This window comes from Streptomyces curacoi (assembly GCF_001513975.1).
Classification (GTDB): domain Bacteria; phylum Actinomycetota; class Actinomycetes; order Streptomycetales; family Streptomycetaceae; genus Streptomyces; species Streptomyces curacoi.
Window position 1 is genome coordinate 776,057 of the sequence record NZ_KQ947986.1, and the last position, 15,571, is coordinate 791,627.

The window sequence follows — 15,571 nt, forward strand, 5'->3', positions numbered from 1 at the left end:
CCCGGCGCGGCGGCAGCCGCCCGGGCCCGCTGATCGGCTGGGGCGCGTCTACACATCCAGGTCGACCACCACGGGCGCATGGTCCGACGCGCCCTTGCCCTTGCGCTCCTCGCGGTCCACGTACGCGTCGGTGACCGCCTTGGCGAACGGCTCGTTGCCGTAGACCAGGTCGATGCGCATGCCGCGGTTCTTGGGGAAGCAGAGCTGGCGGTAGTCCCAGTACGTGTACGGGTGGTCGTACTTGAGGGGGCGCGGGACCACGTCGGAGAGGCCGGACTCGCGCAGGGAGGCGAGGGCGGCCCGCTCGGCGGGGGTGACGTGGGTGAGGCCCTCGAAGGCGGACACGTCGTAGACGTCGTCGTCCGTCGGGGCCACGTTGTAGTCGCCGAGCACCGCGAACGGGCGGCTGCCGCCCGCGTCGCCGGCGACGGCGGCCTTGAGGGCCTCGAACCACTGGAGCTTGTAGGCGTAGTGGGGGTGATCCACCTCACGGCCGTTCGGCACGTAGACCGACCAGACGCGGACCGGGCCGCAGGTCGCGGAGATGGCGCGGGGCTCCACGGCGCCGTCGAAGCCGGGGTCGCCGGGCAGGCCCTTGACGACCTCCTTGAGGCCGACGCGGGAGAGCACCGCCACGCCGTTCCACCGGCCGGTGGCGTGGACCGCCGCCTCATAGCCGAGGTCGCGCAGCGGGTCGAACGGGAACTGTTCCTCGGCGACCTTGGCCTCCTGGAGGCACAGCACGTCGGTGCCGCTGCTCTCCAGCCAGGCCAGGAGCCTCGGCAGGCGGGCGGTGATCGAGTTCACGTTCCAGGTGGCGATGCGCATGCCTCACAACCTACCGGGCGGGTACGACAACGCGGCCCCGCCCGGGGTGGGGCCGCTCACACCTGCGCCGACTCCCCCGGCGTCAGGCGCAGGTGCTCCGAGCCGCCCAGGCCGCCGATCTGACGGTCGTAGATCGGGCGGGCCAGGTCGGTCAGCAGGGCGTCGTGGATGTCGTAGGCGCGCTGCGGCCCGACCTCGCGGACGTAGTCGATGACCTCGGAGATCTTGTTCCAGGGCGCCATGACCGGGAGCATCAGCGTCTCCACCGGACGGTCGGGGACGGTGAGGGCGTCGCCGGGGTGGAAGACCTTGCCGCCGTCGATGAGGTAGCCGACGTTGGTGATGCGCGGGATGTCCGGGTGGATGACGGCGTGCAGTTCGCCGTGGACCTGGACGTCGAAGCCGGCGGCGGTGAAGGTGTCGCCGTGACCGACGGTGTGCACGCGGCCCGGGAAGGCCGACGAGATCTTCTCCGCGACCGACCTCAGGGTCCAGATCTCGGCGGCCGGGTTGTTCTCCATGGCGGCGCGCAGGCGCGGTTCGTCGAAGTGGTCGGGGTGTTCGTGTGTGACGAGGATCGCGTCCGCGCCGAGCGCGGCGTCCTGCTCGCTGAACCCCCCGGGGTCGAGGACGAGCGTCTGCCCGTCCTTCTCGAGCCGGACGCAGGCGTGCGACTTCTTCGTGAGCTTCATGGCACCATCCTGCCGCGCGCGGGCCCGCTGCCGAGCGTCACTCCTCGGGCGTGGTCTCCTCGCGTATGACCTGCTGGGCGACCTTGAACGCGCTGTTCGCCGCCGGTACGCCGCAGTAGACGGCCGCGTGCAGCAGCACTTCCTTGATCTCGTTCGGGGTGAGGCCGTTGCGCAGGGCGGCGCGGGTGTGGAAGGCGAGTTCGTCCAGGTGGCCGCCCGCGACCAGGGCGGTGAGGGTGACACAGCTGCGGGAGCGCCGGTCGAGGCCGGGTCTGTCCCAGATCTCCCCCCACGCGTACCGGGTGATGAACTCCTGGAAGTCCCCCGAGAACTCGTCCGCCTGCGCCAGCGCCCGGTCGACGTGCGCGTCGCCGAGCACCTCGCGACGGACCTTGATCCCGGCGTCGTACGGGTCGGGCCGTCCCGCCGGCTGCGGCGGTACGGCGGCCGGGGCTATCTCGGCGATGGGCGCGGGCTGCGGGGGCGCGGCGGCCAGGACCGGCTTGACGGGGGCGGCCTGGATGGCGGCCATCTGGCCGGTGGTGGAGTCGTAGGCGGGCTGCCAGGCGGTGGAGAAGTGCCGGACCAGCAGATCGGTGACGGCGGCGGGCTGCTCGACCGGGACCAGGTGGGAGGCGCCCGGGACGACGGCGAGGCGGGCGTCCGGTATGCCGGCGACCAGGGTGCGGGCCTCGGCGGGGCCGGTCACCTGGTCCTCCGAGCCGACGAGGACGAGGGTCGGCACGCCGACGCGGCCGAGCTGGGCCCGTACGTCGAAGGCGGCGAGCGCCTCGCAGGCCGCGATGTAGCAGCCGGGGTCGGTGGTGCGCACCATCTGCACGGCCCACTCGGTGATCGCGGGCTGGGCCGCGGCGAAACCGCTGGTGAACCAGCGGTCGGGCGAGGTGCGGGCGATGGGGTCGAGGCCGTTCGTGCGCACTATCACGCCCCGCTGCCGGAACTCGTCGGCCGTGCCGAAACGCGGCGAGGCGGCGATGAGCGCGAGCGAGGCGACCCGCTCCGGGTGGCGCAGGGCCAGCTCGACGCCGATCGCGCCGCCGAGCGCGCAGCCCGTGTAGCCGAAGCGCTGCACACCGAGGCCGTCGAGCGTGGCCAGCAGCCGTTCGGCGAGCTCGGCGACCGAGCCCGACGGGTACGCGGGCGCACCGCCGTGGCCCGGCAGGTCGAACCGGAAGACGCGCCACTGCTGCGTCAGCTCGGGGACCTGGCGGTCCCACATGTGCCAGGTCGTACCGAGCGAGGGGCCGAGGATGAGGACCGGGGCGTCGTCTGGCCCGTCAAAGCGGTATTGCAGGGTGTTCATCGGTGTCTCACTCACCCGCCTGAGCCTCTCATCTGTCACGACAGCCCCTATGAGCGGGGTCCTAGCTGTAGCTGTTTGACCAGGTGGAAGACCTCCCGGGCCGCATAGCGTTTGAGGCAACGGACGATTTCGCGCCGTGATTGCCCTCCTTGATCCGGCGCTCGTAGTAGCCCTGGGTGCGCGGGTCGACCCGCAGGCGGGTGAACAGGATGCGATGGAGCGTGGCGTTGGCCTGACGGCCGCCGCCGCGGTTGAGGCGACGGTACTGCCGGCGTCCCGAGGAACGTTCGACGGGACTGGCCCCGCACAAAGCGGCGAACGACGCCTCGCTGTCCAACCGTTCCGGGTTGTCCCCCACCGTGATCAGCAAGGCGACGGCCGTGTCCGGACCGATCCCCACCACCTCGAGCAGCTGGGGCGCGTGACATTCCACGAGCCGGGCCAGACGAGCGTCCACCTCCCGGATCTGCTCGGAGAGCTGATCGATCCGGCGAGCCAGCAGCCCCAGCGTGATCCGAGTCGCCTGCAGCACCGACTCCTTGCCAGCCTCCTCACGACTGCTCACATCCGCGAACCGCGCGCGCAAGTATGGAAGAGTTCGGCATTGCCCAGTCCGGCTAGCTCTTCCCGCAAGGCGGGGTCAGCGGTAATGAGGACGGACTTGAGCTGGTTGATGGCCTGGGTGCGGGCGACCGCGTCCTTGACGAAGCACAGGCCGGCCAAGGAGATCCCCGGCGTATCGCCGATCTCTTCGGCCTCACCGTCAATGCCGCCCAGCGCCACACCGCCACCGTCGACCACGTCAGCTTCACCGAACACCAGCGTCGAACGAATGGGAGCCACTTCTTTCGGGTGACTCCCATCAACTGAGGGCGGTCGAGCGCATGACCATCTCCTGCGTCACTGACAGCGATACCGGAGCTCAGCTTCACCATCAACCTGACACCGACGAAGGCCGGCGTCGCCGGCGACGATGCCACGCTCATGGCCGAACTCCTCGACGGTGTCCTGTGGGCCCTGGGCATGCTCCGCTCCCGCGCCAACTCCCGGGACGTCGGCGAGCCCGTCCCGGTCGAGGGCGATTACACGGCGGCGCTCAAGGGCCTGGATCGGCTTCCGGCCCGCGTGCGGGCCGTGCAGAATGCCGTGATCTGCTCGCACGCCTCAGCGGGCGGGACGCCTCGTCGCCTGGCACGTAGCAAGCCTGGGAACAAGCACTCTGGCGCGCCCGTCAGTACATGAGTCGCCACGGCTTGACCTCGCCGCCCGCCTCTTCGCCATGACCCAGCGACGGGCTCCGGCGCTGAGGCAGTCGACAATGTGACGGCCTGAAGTAATGTCGGCGCGTGACCGAGGACAACCGCACCCTGCGTTACCCGCACCCGGCGATCACCCCTGGGGAGTTCGAGGAATTCGTCGCGGGGGAGCTGCTGGGCGCGGCGGGGTCGGAGGTGGACGACCTCGTGGTCACCGTGCACGAGAAGATCGTTGGCGCCGATGGTGCGTACGACATCGACGCGACCGTCCGGTACCGGTTCGCGGGAATGGCCTTCCTGGTGGTCGTCGAGGCCAAGCTGCACCGGAATCCGATCAAGCGTGAACTCGTCCAGGTGCTTCACCAGAAGATCCACAGCGTCGGCGCGCACAAGGGTGTAATGGTCGCCACTTCGCCGTACCAGAGTGGTGCGGTCGAGTTCGCGGCGGCGCATGGCATTGCTTTGGTGACGGTCACGGAGAGCCGCTTCGTGTTCGCGACCAGGGACACCACGACCGCGCGCCCCACGTTCGTGGCGCATTACAGCGGTGGGGCAGGCTCGCGGGGTCTGGTGCTGTCCGCCGACGACGATGATCATGCGGCTTGTGTCGCGACATTCCTGTTGGGACAGCCTGCCTGACATCCTCCGGCTACGTGCCGACGTGGATGTGCGACGCCCACGCCGATGGGTCATCCGGCCATCGGTCGCGCATTCGGCGGGTCGCGCTGTGGACCGCCTCGGCAACGCCCGCGCCGTCGGCGATCGCCGAGTAGATCAGGTCGGCGACGTCCACCGCCTGCCAGTCACCGATCCGCCACAGGGTGCCGATCACGTGCCGGTAGCCGGCGAGTTGGAAGGCGGAGGCCAGGTGGATCCCCTCGTCGGCCAGCCGACCGCTGGGACGCGCGGTGGAGCACGCTGACAGGAACGCCAATTCGGCGTCGTCCATCCGGAGCCTGGCCAGGTCCATCACGGTGAGCGGCCGGTTGTGGTGGTCGGCCAGCACCAGCCGCCCGGCCGACGGATCGGCCAGGTCGCTACGCCCGTGGCAGGCGAAGTGTGCCCACCGGGCCCCGGTCAGCGCGTCGAGCACGGCGTCGTGGGTGGCGGCCGTGCCAGTGCGCACGTCGACCTCGCCGGGGAAGTGCCGGCGCAGCACCGCCCTTTCGGCTTCGGCACCCGACAGATCGGCGTATCCACCCGGGGTCTTCGGCATCGCCACCACGACCGCCCGACCGGCACGAGGCGGGGCCGAATCCGCTGCGCGCCGGGAATGGGCGAACGCCCGGAGCGTCGGGGTGACGGAGCACACCACCCGGTCCAGCACCGTGCGCGGCACGGCGTCGGACGCCGTGTCGTGGTGGCCCGCTGCGTGCAGTGGCAGGAACGACAGCAGGCCCGACGGGCACCACCACAGTCGAGGCCAGGACTCGCCGCCGCGCGGCGTCCTGGTGATGCCCACGGCGTCGAGTACTGGACCGGCGACCGTGTCCCACAGCCAGCCGAGCGTGCGCGTCATCCGATCCTGGGCGGCGGCTCGGGTCCGCGCCGAGTTGGCGGTGGTGTCCTCGACCGCCCGGAGGAAGTCGCCGACCTCGGCCAGCACGGCGTCGGGCGTGAGCGTGGGCAGCGGCACGGCCGTGACCTCACCGTCGGCGGGCAGGATCAGTGCGTAGGAGCCGTACCGGGACACACTGACGATCACCACGTGGCCCTCGTCCGGCGCGAGGTCAGCCACGGCCGGTGGGCGCAGGAAGCGGTCGAACCCGGGCAGCTTCTGGATGTCCGCGACGAGCCGGTCGAACGCCGTGGCCGTCGCACGTCGCGCCACGACATCGTCCGCAGGACCGGGGGAGTCGAGCTCCGCGCACAGCGCGGTGAACCGGTCGGCCAGCTCCGGATGGCGCTCGGCCAGCGCGGTGAGGTCGGTGCGGCTGTCCAGCGCCTGGCTCAGCAGCAGGCCGCGGCCCTGCTCGAACAGCTCAACGGCCTGGGCGACCGACCCGACCCGCACGCAGCACGCGGCGGCCTCCGACCCGATCCCGTGCGTGCCATCGAGCAGGAACTCCTGGTCGCGGCGGGTGAGTTGGCGCGGAACCATCCGGGCCAAGAGATCGATCGTCGCCTGGTATCCGGCCACGGCCTCCGCCCACCGGCCAGCCGCCGCGGCCAGGCTTCCCCACCGCGCCGCCGCCACCGCGCGGACCCGGGGGGGGACCCACGTCGGCCGACGCCGCTTCCCGCGCCGCCGCGAGCGCACCGTCGAGGTCCTCATCGGCACCGGTCCGGGCGTGCCGGTCGCGCAGCGCCCCACTCAGGTTGGCCAGGTACGCGGGGCGGTCCGGGTGATCGGCGGGCGCCTCGGCCACCGCGGCGCGCGCGGCCGCCACCGCCACGTCGAGGTCCGCCGGCCGGCCGCTGTGCTCGTACCGCCCGCGCAGCACCAGGGCGTGGTTCGACCACGCCGGTGCCCGGGCCGGGTGACCGGGTGGATGCGCCTCGACCGCGGACCGGCTGGCCTCCACCGCCTCGTCCAGATCTGTCGCCTCGCCGCCGAGCCCGAACCGCGCCTGCAACGCCCCGGCGAGGTTGGACAGGCGTGCCGCCCGGCCGGGGTGCTCGAGCGGGGTGGCGCGCACGGCCTCCCGGCAGACGTCGATCGCCTCGTCCAGGTCCTCGGGGTCGCCCACCGAATCGAAGCGGATCTGCAGGGCGGCGCCCAGGTTCGCCAGCATCAACGCCCGGTCCGGGCTAGCGGCCTGCGCGGCGAGCGCCGCCCGCCGCAGCAGATCGACCGACTCGTCCAGGTCGGCCTGGCTGCCGGTACGCCGGAACCGGGCCAGCAGCCCGGCCCCGAGGTTGCCGAGGAACGCCGGGAGGTGCGGGGAATGCTGCGGTGCGGCGTCGACCGCGACCCGCCCGGCCTCGACCGCTTCGTCGAGATCCGCGAGCCGGTCGGTGCGCTCGAACAAGATGCGGAGGGTGTCGCAAAGGCTCGTCAAGTAATTGAGGCGGTTGAAGTCGCCGACGGGCGTGGCGGCCACCGCGCTTCGGCCGAGCGCGGCCGCCTCCTCCAGGTCGCCGAGATCGCCGGTGTTCTTGTAGCGCTGGCTCAGCGCGTTGGCGAGGTTGGCCTGCCACCCGCCGAGCCCGGGATCCCCGGCCGGGGTCGCCGCCACCGCGGCGCGACCGTGCGCTATCGCGTCGCTGAGGTCCGATTTGTGTCCGAAGTGGACGAACCGGACCCGCAGCAGGTCGCAGAGGCCGGATAGGTGCGAGGCCCGTCCGGAATCGTCGACCGCCGTGGCGACCGCGTCCCGGCGCACCTGGATCGCCTCGTCCAGATCCGCCGGATCCCCGGCGCGTTCGAACCGGGCCAGCAGCAGCTCGCTCAGTTCGGCCGCGTCCGGCCCATCGGGTGCGCTCGAGCCGGTGCGCGCCTCCTCGATCCTCCGATCCAGCCCGGCCGCCTGATCGCCGAACGCGGCCCTGGCCCGCAGCGCGAGGTCGAGATTGGACACCATCGCGGCGTGGTCGGGGTGATCGGGCCAGCCGGTGACCGCGGCCTGGCCGGCCTCGATGGCGGCGTCCAGGTCGGCCTCGCTCGCCAGGTGCTCGAACCGGGTCAGCAGGGCGTTGCCCAGGTTGGACAGGTAGATGGCGCGGGCGGGCTCGTCGGGTTGGCTAGCCCCGACCGCCGCCCGGCAGAACTCGATCGACTCGGACAAGTCGGCGGGGAGTTTGGCGCGTTCGAACCGGGTCAGCAGCGCGCTGCCCAGGTTGGTCAGGCATTGGGCGTAGTCGGGGTGGTCGGATCCGGCCACGGCGACGGCCCGCCGCAGCAGGTCGACGGACCGGTTCAGCGCGACCGCGTCGTCGTCGTTCTCTTGCGCCTCTCGGAACTGCGCCCGACCGAGCTTGGCCAGCACCGCGGCCCCGTCCGGCTCGGCCGGCGGTTTGTCGTCCCATAGTTCGCCGATCAGCTCGGGAACGGCGCCGGCGCCCAACGGGTACAGCGGGGCCAGCAGATCCAGCGCGAGCATCAGCTCCGGTTCGCCGTCCACCGTGCCGCGGGCGGCGAACCGCAACCAGAACAGCCAGCCCGCGGTCTGCGCAACCTCGATGTCCTCGACCGGATCGGGCACCGAACAGAGCAGGTCCACCACCTCGCCGATCGCGTCGGAGCCGAGCACGACCTCCGGCGCACGAGTGGTGGTGAACCGGTCGACCCGACCGCGGACCTGCCGGATCCGATGATCCCTCGTCGAACCCTGTCCAGGCCGCTCGTCGAGTTCCACCTCCGGGTCCGGATTCTGTTTCGAGCCGGTCTCCTCGGCAGGATCCTGCGCGGCCGGCTCGAGATCGGACCGGATCATCGAAAGGACCGGATCGTCTTCCGGTAAACCATCTCGTGCGCCGACGCCGGTGGCCGCGATGTCCGCCAGAGCATTCCGGGCATCCGAAAGTGCTTGCTGGTCTTCGGATTTGGTGAACGCGGTGCGCAGGGTGGCACTCAGGCCGGTCACGTAGCTGACCAGTTCCGGGTGGCCGTCAGGCACCTCGGTGACCGCGGCCCGACCGGCCGCAATGGCCTCGCGCAAACTGTCGAGATCACCGGTCCGCTTGAACAGCATGTGCAGGCTGGTCCCGAGGTTGGACTGGAATCGGGCGTGCCACGGATGATCGACCGGAATCGCCGCGAGAGCCTTTCGGTTGGCCGAAACGGCCTCGCCCAGCGTCCGCAGATCATCGGTCTCGTCGAACTGGGCCAGCAGCGAACTCCCGAGGTTGGACAGGCTCGCGGCCCGCATGGGATGGCCGTCGGGGATCGCCGCGACGGCACGACGACCGGCCGCGACGGCATCGTCCAATGCCTGCCGATCCCCGGAATGGTCGTACAGCGCGCGCAGCGTGTTCCCGAGGTTGGTCAGGCGGCTGGCCTGGCTGGGATGCCCGTCGGGGGTGGCGGCGTCGACCTGGCGGTGGGCGACGACCGCTTCGTGGAGCAGGTTCGCGTCCCCGGTGGCTTCGAACAGCTCCCGCAGGCTCACGCCGAGGTTGGCCAGGACAGCCTGCCGGTCAGTGTGGTCGGCGGGCAGGGAGGCCGACGCGGCGCGCCCGACGGCGACCGCCTCCGCCAGCGCAGCGCGGTCCCCGGTGTGCTCGTACAGCAACTGCAGCGTGCCGCCGAGGCTCGACATGCTCCCCGCCCGACCGGGATCATCCTCCGGCGTGCTCTCCAACGCCGCCCGGCCAACCGCGACCGCCTCCCGCAACATGGCGGTGTCGCCGCTCGCTTCGAACGCGACGCGCAGGGTGTTTCCCAGGTTGGACAGGCAGGTGGCCCGGTCGGGATCGCCGACCGGCATCGCGGCGACCGCATCCCGCCCGGCGGTGATCGCCTCGTCGATGGCCCGCGCATCCCCGGCGTGCTCGTGCAGCATCTGGAGCACGACGCCCAGATTGGACAGGCGACCGGCTCGGATGGCCCCGTCCCCTGGGGTCGCGGCCACCGCGGACCGGGCCAGCCCCACCGACTTTCGCAGCACGCTGACGACCCCAGTGCGCTCGAACAGGGACCGCAGCGAAAGCCCGACCTCGCTGGCGTGTTCGGGGTACTCGGGATCGCGTTCGTCTATGACCTCGAGCAGGGTCAGGCCCGCGCTCACCGCCTCCTGCAGCACGTCCTCGTCGCCGGTCTCGTCAGCCAGCGCGGACGCCGCGGCATGCATGTTCGCCAGGCACGGCCCGTACATCGGATGGTCCTCCGGAACGGCGGACAACGCCGTCCGGAACAGGTGAACAGCCTTCTCCAACGCCTCCAGGTCACCGTTGCGTAGGAACCAGTCGAACAATTCCGCACCCTGGTCGGTACAGGCGGCCGGATCCATCCGCCCACCCTTGCGCTTGCGCTTCTTGGGGCGACGGGTCTGTTCGGCGTACAAGCTGCGCAATTGTTCCGGCACCGCATCCGGGTCGGCCTGGTACACCGGCTGGTAGAGGATCGCAGCCATGCGCAGATCCTCGTCCCATTCATCGACCGGCAGCGCCTGAACCCGCAGCCAGTACAGCTCGCCGACGGCCCGCAGCACCTCCAGGTCGGGATCCTCGTCGGACCCGAGCACCCGGGCCAGCAGGGCACCCGCCTCCTCCAACGCTTCCGGCGCCAGCACCCACCGCGAATGACCGGTCTCGATGGCGTGCGCGGTCCGCGCCCGCACGGCCGCGAGCAACTTCTCCCGCACGAACACCTCCGCCCGCCCCAACCGGCGGCAGTCTACCGAGACCGCCGATCAGCGAGGGCTGGTCCGCAAATAACGTCATGCCGCCGAACAGGGGGTGAGATCATGCGGCCTCGATTCGTTCGAAGCGGACGGTGAGGCCGAGGTCGTTGGCCTGCCGGGTGATGCGGCGTAGGGCGCGTTCGGGGTCGTGCTCGGTGTAGTAGTCGTCGCCGAGGTCGTGGAAGCCGGTGTCGTGGGTGAGCATGTGCATCGAGTGTTCGAGCGCGACCAGGGCTTTCTTCTTGCCTGGTGCTGCGTTCCTCAAAGGGTGCGGATGTGCCCCTGGTCAGCGGCTCTGGTCGGGGGCATCGTGCGTCGTAGGAGGCTTGTGCCATGCCGAAGTTGCTGTTCGCGCGGGCTGCGCGCGACGAGAACGAAGAGCGTGAGGTCCGACGGCTGGCCGGTGCCCGGCATGCCCCGGGTGATTGGATCCAGCGTGCCCGGATCATCGAGGCCAGCTGGGACGGGACGCGGCCGGCGGCCATTGCCGCCCAGGTGGGCTGCCACCCCGAGACGGTGCGCCGCCGGCTGCACCGGTCAACGCCGAGGGCCTCGACGGGCTGGGCGACCGGCCCGGGCCCAGGGCGACGACCCCGGCTCACGGACGCCCCTATAACGGGGGGTCGGTGGAGGCCGTCCGGACCAGGTTGAAGACCTCGCGGGCGGCATATCGCTTGAGGCAACGGATGATCTCACGACGGGTTTTGCCCTCCTGGGTGCGGCGCTCGTAGTACGCCTGGGTACGCGGGTCGTGGCGCAGCCGGGTGAACACGATGCGGTGCAGAGCAGCATTCGCCTGCCGGTCGCCGCCATGTTTGAGGCGACGCGAGCTCTGCCGACCCGAGGAGTACTCGATGGGACTGACCCCGCACAAGGCGGCGAAGGACGCCTCGGTGCTCAGCCGCTCAGGGTTGTCGCCCATGGTGATCAGGAGCGTGACAGCGGAGTCCGGGCCGATACCGACCGGCGCGAGCAACTGCGGGGCATGGCGTTCGACGAGCCCGGTCAGTCGCTGATTCAGCTCATCGATCTGCCCCGTGAGCTGCTCGATGCGCTCGGCCAGCAGCCTCAGGGTGATGCGAGTGGCCTGGGCGACGGCATCCTCGTCACCCTCGCCGTCGCGCGGGCTGAGGCACGCGCAGGTCCGGAACAGCTCGCGGTTACCCAGGTCGGACAGCCGCTCCCGCAGAGCCGGGTCGGCTACGACCAGGACGGCCTTGAGCTGGTTGATCGCCTGGGTACGGGCCTTGACCGCGGAGTCCTTGGCGATTTTGGACATCCGGGCGCTCTGCACTGGACCGTCGCCGGTTTTGGCCCGCGCCCGGGAGCGACCACTCAGCACGGCCTGGGCAGCAGCCTGCGCATCGAGCGGGTCCGACTTCCCGAGCAGACGACGGGCCGAGCGGTCGGGGCGGTTCACCTCGAACACCTGAACGTGCTGCGCCGGCAGGTGGCGCGACAGGCCCGCTCCGAAAGTGCCGGTACCCTCCACACCGGCCCGGCGCACCGTCCCCAGCTTGCGGGCCCAGGCGAGCAGCCGACGGTATCCGACCGCCGTGGCCGGAAAGGACTTCGTACCCAGGATCTGACCCAGCGGGCAGAGAACGGCGGCGACATGGACCTCGCCGTGCGTGTCCACCCCCCAGGACGACCTCGCCCCAAGCGGGCGGGCCTTTGCTGGTGGAGTGGGGGCTGCGCTGTCTGGGTGTCATGGTGGTCCGCCTCCCGCATGGTGACGTGCTGGGTCGCTGGCACCGACCTGGTCGGGCGGTCTGAACCGTGATGGCGCCTGATTGACGGCAAGGCCCCTATTGGGACACGCCCTGTGGCTCGGTGACAGCAGGCACCATCCCGCAACGGCAGTCGACAAGTCCATGACAAGACACTTCGGTCAAAGGTGTCATGAGTCAGAGCCCCGTCCGGAACGGTGTTGCCCAACCGTCCCACTGGTCCCGGCACAACAACACGGCCCGATCAGTCCCGGAAGGCATCGTCCGAACCGGCGCTCAACGTGGCCTGGACGGACTGACGAAGACTTGACTCCCCGTTCGCCCGTGACCGGATTTGACAGGCAGCCAAGTTGGCCGCCGCACCGGCTGCCCGACGGACGGCATCGAATCCCTCCAACCGGCACACCGCGTCATTCCGAAGGAATGCGAAACTCGAATTCGGGACGGTCCCACGGCACGGCAGGCGGGTTCGCGAACACGGTCCCGGTCCGCACCGCACCGACGCGGTGGTAGAAGTCCTCGGCGGGAAGATGCGACACGACCTTGAGACGGTCGAGCCCGGCGGCACGGGCCTCGGACTGCATGTGCGCCACGAGCAGCCGTCCAATACCCCGTCCTTGCACTTCGTCGGCGACGAACAGCAGGTCGAGCTCCGGCGGAGCGACGACGAGCGAGTAGAACCCGAGGACCCGGCCTCCATGCTCGTCGGCGCCGACGGCCACAAAGGAGCGGTGGGCCTCGATGTAATCAGGACCGACCCGGTAGCCCGCGACTGCAGCTGCGTACTTACCCTGATAGGCGCCTGAGCCACGCACGAGCCGCGTGAGCCGTTTGGCATCCCGCGCGACGGCCCTTCGTATCGTGATCGGCTGGCTGATCGGGGAAGTGCGTGAACTCATCGGGAGAGTATTTCGCACCGGGGAGTGCCTTCGTGCAGCGGGTCGGCTGCTCGGGCAGGCGTTCCTGCACCGCTCCCGGGAACCGCTCGCCCAGGCCCCGATCGGCCACGTCACTGCCGCCGATCGGCCGCCCGCCAGCAGCATTTGCAGAAAGAAAGAAACCCATGACTGTCAACATTTCAGAAGTTTCGCCCGTTCCGTCGCTTTTCTCCCCCATCTCCCTCGGGAAGATCGAGCTCGCCAACCGCATCGTCATGGCACCGATAACCCGGGTCCGGGCCGGTTCCTCCGGCATTCCCGGGGACCTGATGGTCGAGTACTACCGGCAGCGGGCGAGCGTCGGAATGATCATCACTGCACGCCGAGCCGGGCGGCGAGCTGGTACAGGAGCTGCGGCGGCGCTTCGACGGCAAGCTGATCGTCAACAACGGCCCCTTCGGGGGGCAGACCACCCGCGAGCAGGCGCTCCAGCAGATCGAGGCCGACCACGCCGACGCCGTGGTCGTGGGCCGGGCCCTCATCGCCAACCCCGACCTGGTCGAGCGCTGGCAGGGTGGCCACCCGGAGAACGAGCCGCGGCCGGAACTGTTCTACGGGCCGGGCGCCGAGGGCTACACCGACTACCCCTTCCTCGAAACGGCTTGAGGCCCACGGTCACGCCTGTCCATGCGGCAGCCCCACTCACACATGGACAGGCGCCCGACCGGCGACACTGTGCCCGCCCCTTTGAGCCCGCGGTCACACCGGCGATCACCGACTCGAGGACCGTCGGGTCCGTCAGGGCGTTGACGGTCCGCAGGTTCCTGGTCAGCAGCCTGCGCTGGGCTCCGCCGTCCATCTGAAATCTTGCGGCGGCGGCCTCGGAGGCGTTTCACGAGCTACTCGGCACCTGGTTCGCCGCTCGTTGCCGGCTCTCCAACCGACGCCACCACTGGTCCAGGGCCCTTCACGCCGGAGGGCCCTGAGCCATGCCCGCAGTGGACAACGGACAGAACGAAACCCCATCCATGATTTGGGCTCTGCGGCCCACCCTGCGGGCAGAGCGGGGTTGTCCACGGCTACGGTCAGCATCGGTTCGGGCAGGGACCACGTCATGCCGTCATGCCTTCCACGCGGGCCGACACTCGATCGGTGCGGGCGTGGGGGAGCGCCCCTGCGCCACGGCGACTGGTCAGGTGGCCGAGGCGTTGACGTTCGTGCTGGCGGCCCAGGAGGCGAGCACGCGCAGGCGGTCATGGGTAGGGGTGCCGGGTTCGGCGGTCCACACGATGAGGTGCTGGTCGGGATCGGTGCCGGCGGTGAGGGTGTCCCAGTCGAGGGTGAGGTCGCCGACGACGGGGTGGTGGAGGGTCTTGGTGCCGACACTCCCTGCGGTGACGTGGTGGCTGCTCCACCAGGTGCGGAAGTCCTCGTCCCGGACGGACAGTTCGCCGACCAGGGAGGCCAGGTGCTGGTCCTGGGGGTACTTGGCTGCATCCATGCGCAGCATGGCCACGCTCAGGCGGGCGACGGCTTCCCAGTTGTCGTAGAGGGTGCGCATGGCGGGGTCGGTGAACAGGATCCGTACGTAGCTGCGGTGCTTGTCGGGGATCTGGGAGAAGTCGGTGACCATGGCGGCGGCGAGGGTGTTCCAGGCCAGGACATCCAGGCGGCGGCCCATCACGATGGCCGGGGTGAAGTTCACGTCGTCCAGCAGGCGCCGCAGCTGGGGCTGGACCTTCTGGATGCTGCGGCGCCGGGGGCGGGTGGCGTCCCGGCCTGCCAGTTCGAACACGTAGTCCCTCTGGTCGTCGCTGAGGTGCAGGACCCGCACGAGCGCCTGCAGAACGGTCCCCGAGGGCTGAAGGCGGCCCTGTTCGAGCCGGATGTAGTAGTCGGTGCTGATGGACGCCAACCGGGCGACCTCCTCCCGGCGCAGCCCGGGCACACGGCGGGGAGTGTCGGGAAGGCCGACGGTGCGGGGGCTGAGCTCGCCGCGGCGGGTCTTGAGGAACTCGCCCAGCTCCTTCAGCGGTGAGTTGCTGGTCATGGGCCCAGTGTGCACCGCCGCCCGGTAAGGGTGGGTGGGAAAGTTTTTCCTACGGAAGACGCTTCCTAGCAAGGTTTTCTCCCATTTGCGGAGCCCCTGGACTGTGTGAGCGTAGGTGTCGAGGCCGGTCCCGGAAGCCTGCGAAGGAACCAAGGCGGCCGATCGCACACCTCTCATGCACGGCAGGAGCCGCACCATGGCACAGCAGTCCCCAGCGCAACAGCTCATCGGTGACGTGGCGCCGAAGCTCGCCGACCTGACCGACGACGTCCTCTTCGGCGACGTCTGGGAGCGCCCGGGACTGTCCAAGCGCGACCGCAGCCTGGTCACGGTGACCGCGCTGGTGGCGCTGTACCGCACCGACCAGCTCGGCTTCCACCTGCGCACGGCCCTGAAGAACGGGCTCAGCAGGGAGGAGCTGGTGGAGGCCGTCACCCACCTGGCCTTCTACGCGGGCTGGCCGGGCGCGATGAGCGCCGCCACGCTCCTGAAGAGCATCCTCGCCGAGAGCGACATCAGCGCCGACGCG

General features: G+C 70.4%; 15 protein-coding genes and 2 pseudogenes. 5 read left to right on the forward strand and 12 right to left on the reverse strand.

The genetic code is table 11. The features are described 5' to 3' along the window. Positions 1-48: 48 nt before the first annotated feature. Genes AQI70_RS13120 through AQI70_RS40130 form a run of 5 tightly spaced genes read right to left on the reverse strand, consistent with a single transcriptional unit; the run spans position 49 to position 3,687 of the window. A complete protein-coding gene (locus tag AQI70_RS13120) occupies positions 49-828 on the reverse strand; it encodes an exodeoxyribonuclease III (protein ID WP_003996647.1) in 780 nt (259 codons plus the stop codon). A 56-nt stretch (positions 829-884) separates the two neighbouring features. Then, positions 885-1,520 carry an MBL fold metallo-hydrolase gene (locus AQI70_RS13125; protein WP_062147975.1) on the reverse strand — a complete coding sequence of 212 codons (636 nt, stop codon included), beginning with the start codon at positions 1,518-1,520 and terminating at the stop codon, positions 885-887. A 37-nt stretch (positions 1,521-1,557) separates the two neighbouring features. After that, positions 1,558-2,859 (reverse strand): bifunctional 3-oxoadipate enol-lactonase/4-carboxymuconolactone decarboxylase PcaDC, encoded by a 1,302-nt coding sequence (gene pcaDC, locus AQI70_RS13130; RefSeq protein WP_062147978.1) that lies wholly within the window; start codon positions 2,857-2,859, stop codon positions 1,558-1,560. 46 nt (positions 2,860-2,905) lie between these two features. Further along, positions 2,906-3,430: a transposase gene (locus tag AQI70_RS13135; protein WP_244181593.1), complete on the reverse strand. Its 525-nt coding sequence runs from the start codon at positions 3,428-3,430 to the stop codon at positions 2,906-2,908. Continuing rightward, on the reverse strand, positions 3,406-3,687 hold the full coding sequence (locus AQI70_RS40130) for a hypothetical protein (RefSeq protein ID WP_244181594.1): 282 nt from the start codon (positions 3,685-3,687) through the stop codon (positions 3,406-3,408). Before AQI70_RS40130 ends, AQI70_RS13135 begins: the two co-directional genes overlap by 25 nt. 503 nt (positions 3,688-4,190) lie before the next feature. On the opposite strand from AQI70_RS40130, the gene AQI70_RS13150 reads away from it, so the two are divergent. Beyond that, a complete protein-coding gene (locus tag AQI70_RS13150) occupies positions 4,191-4,739 on the forward strand; it encodes a restriction endonuclease (RefSeq protein WP_062147987.1) in 549 nt (182 codons plus the stop codon). 10 nt (positions 4,740-4,749) lie between these two features. Here AQI70_RS13150 and AQI70_RS40135 read toward each other — a convergent pair whose 3' ends face one another. The 3 genes from AQI70_RS40135 to AQI70_RS39100 form a co-directional block, all read right to left on the reverse strand. Continuing rightward, the gene (locus AQI70_RS40135; protein WP_244181613.1) at positions 4,750-6,201 is read right to left on the reverse strand and encodes a CHAT domain-containing protein; all 1,452 of its coding nucleotides are present in this window, start codon (positions 6,199-6,201) and stop codon (positions 4,750-4,752) included. Further along, on the reverse strand, positions 6,083-10,345 hold the full coding sequence (locus AQI70_RS39780; RefSeq protein WP_208607348.1) for a tetratricopeptide repeat protein: 4,263 nt from the start codon (positions 10,343-10,345) through the stop codon (positions 6,083-6,085). The genes AQI70_RS40135 and AQI70_RS39780 overlap by 119 nt, the downstream gene beginning before the upstream one ends. A 100-nt stretch (positions 10,346-10,445) precedes the next feature. Next, positions 10,446-10,589, reverse strand: coding sequence for a hypothetical protein (locus AQI70_RS39100; RefSeq protein WP_159042651.1), 144 nt, complete (start codon positions 10,587-10,589; stop codon positions 10,446-10,448). Positions 10,590-10,717: 128 nt separating this feature from the next. Here AQI70_RS39100 and AQI70_RS40140 point away from each other — a divergent pair, with 128 nt between their 5' ends. Beyond that, positions 10,718-11,035, forward strand: a complete 318-nt coding sequence (locus AQI70_RS40140; protein WP_244181596.1) for a helix-turn-helix domain-containing protein — start codon at positions 10,718-10,720, stop codon at positions 11,033-11,035. Here AQI70_RS40140 and AQI70_RS13160 read toward each other — a convergent pair. Next, a complete protein-coding gene (locus AQI70_RS13160) occupies positions 10,995-12,023 on the reverse strand; it encodes an IS110 family RNA-guided transposase (RefSeq protein WP_062147993.1) in 1,029 nt (342 codons plus the stop codon). The genes AQI70_RS40140 and AQI70_RS13160 overlap by 41 nt on opposite strands. Before the next feature lie 501 nt (positions 12,024-12,524). Continuing rightward, entirely contained in the window at positions 12,525-13,013 is a 489-nt protein-coding gene (locus AQI70_RS13165) for a GNAT family N-acetyltransferase (protein WP_079051265.1), read from the reverse strand. A gap of 254 nt (positions 13,014-13,267) precedes the next feature. On the opposite strand from AQI70_RS13165, the pseudogene AQI70_RS40645 reads away from it, so the two are divergent. Then, positions 13,268-13,348, forward strand: a pseudogene (locus AQI70_RS40645) (hypothetical protein); the annotation flags it as partial. A 16-nt stretch (positions 13,349-13,364) separates the two neighbouring features. Here the strand turns inward: AQI70_RS40645 and AQI70_RS40150 are convergent. Further along, positions 13,365-13,502: a hypothetical protein gene (locus AQI70_RS40150; RefSeq protein ID WP_244181615.1), complete on the reverse strand. Its 138-nt coding sequence runs from the start codon at positions 13,500-13,502 to the stop codon at positions 13,365-13,367. Between the two features lie 15 nt (positions 13,503-13,517). Here AQI70_RS40150 and AQI70_RS40155 point away from each other — a divergent pair, with 15 nt between their 5' ends. After that, positions 13,518-13,658, forward strand: coding sequence for a hypothetical protein (locus AQI70_RS40155; protein ID WP_244181616.1), 141 nt, complete (start codon positions 13,518-13,520; stop codon positions 13,656-13,658). Between the two features lie 526 nt (positions 13,659-14,184). Here AQI70_RS40155 and AQI70_RS13170 read toward each other — a convergent pair. Beyond that, positions 14,185-15,042 carry a helix-turn-helix domain-containing protein gene (locus AQI70_RS13170; RefSeq protein ID WP_062147996.1) on the reverse strand — a complete coding sequence of 286 codons (858 nt, stop codon included), beginning with the start codon at positions 15,040-15,042 and terminating at the stop codon, positions 14,185-14,187. Positions 15,043-15,238: 196 nt separating this feature from the next. On the opposite strand from AQI70_RS13170, the pseudogene AQI70_RS13175 reads away from it, so the two are divergent. After that, positions 15,239-15,550 (forward strand): annotated as a pseudogene (locus AQI70_RS13175) (carboxymuconolactone decarboxylase family protein); the annotation flags it as partial. Positions 15,551-15,571: the final 21 nt, after the last annotated feature.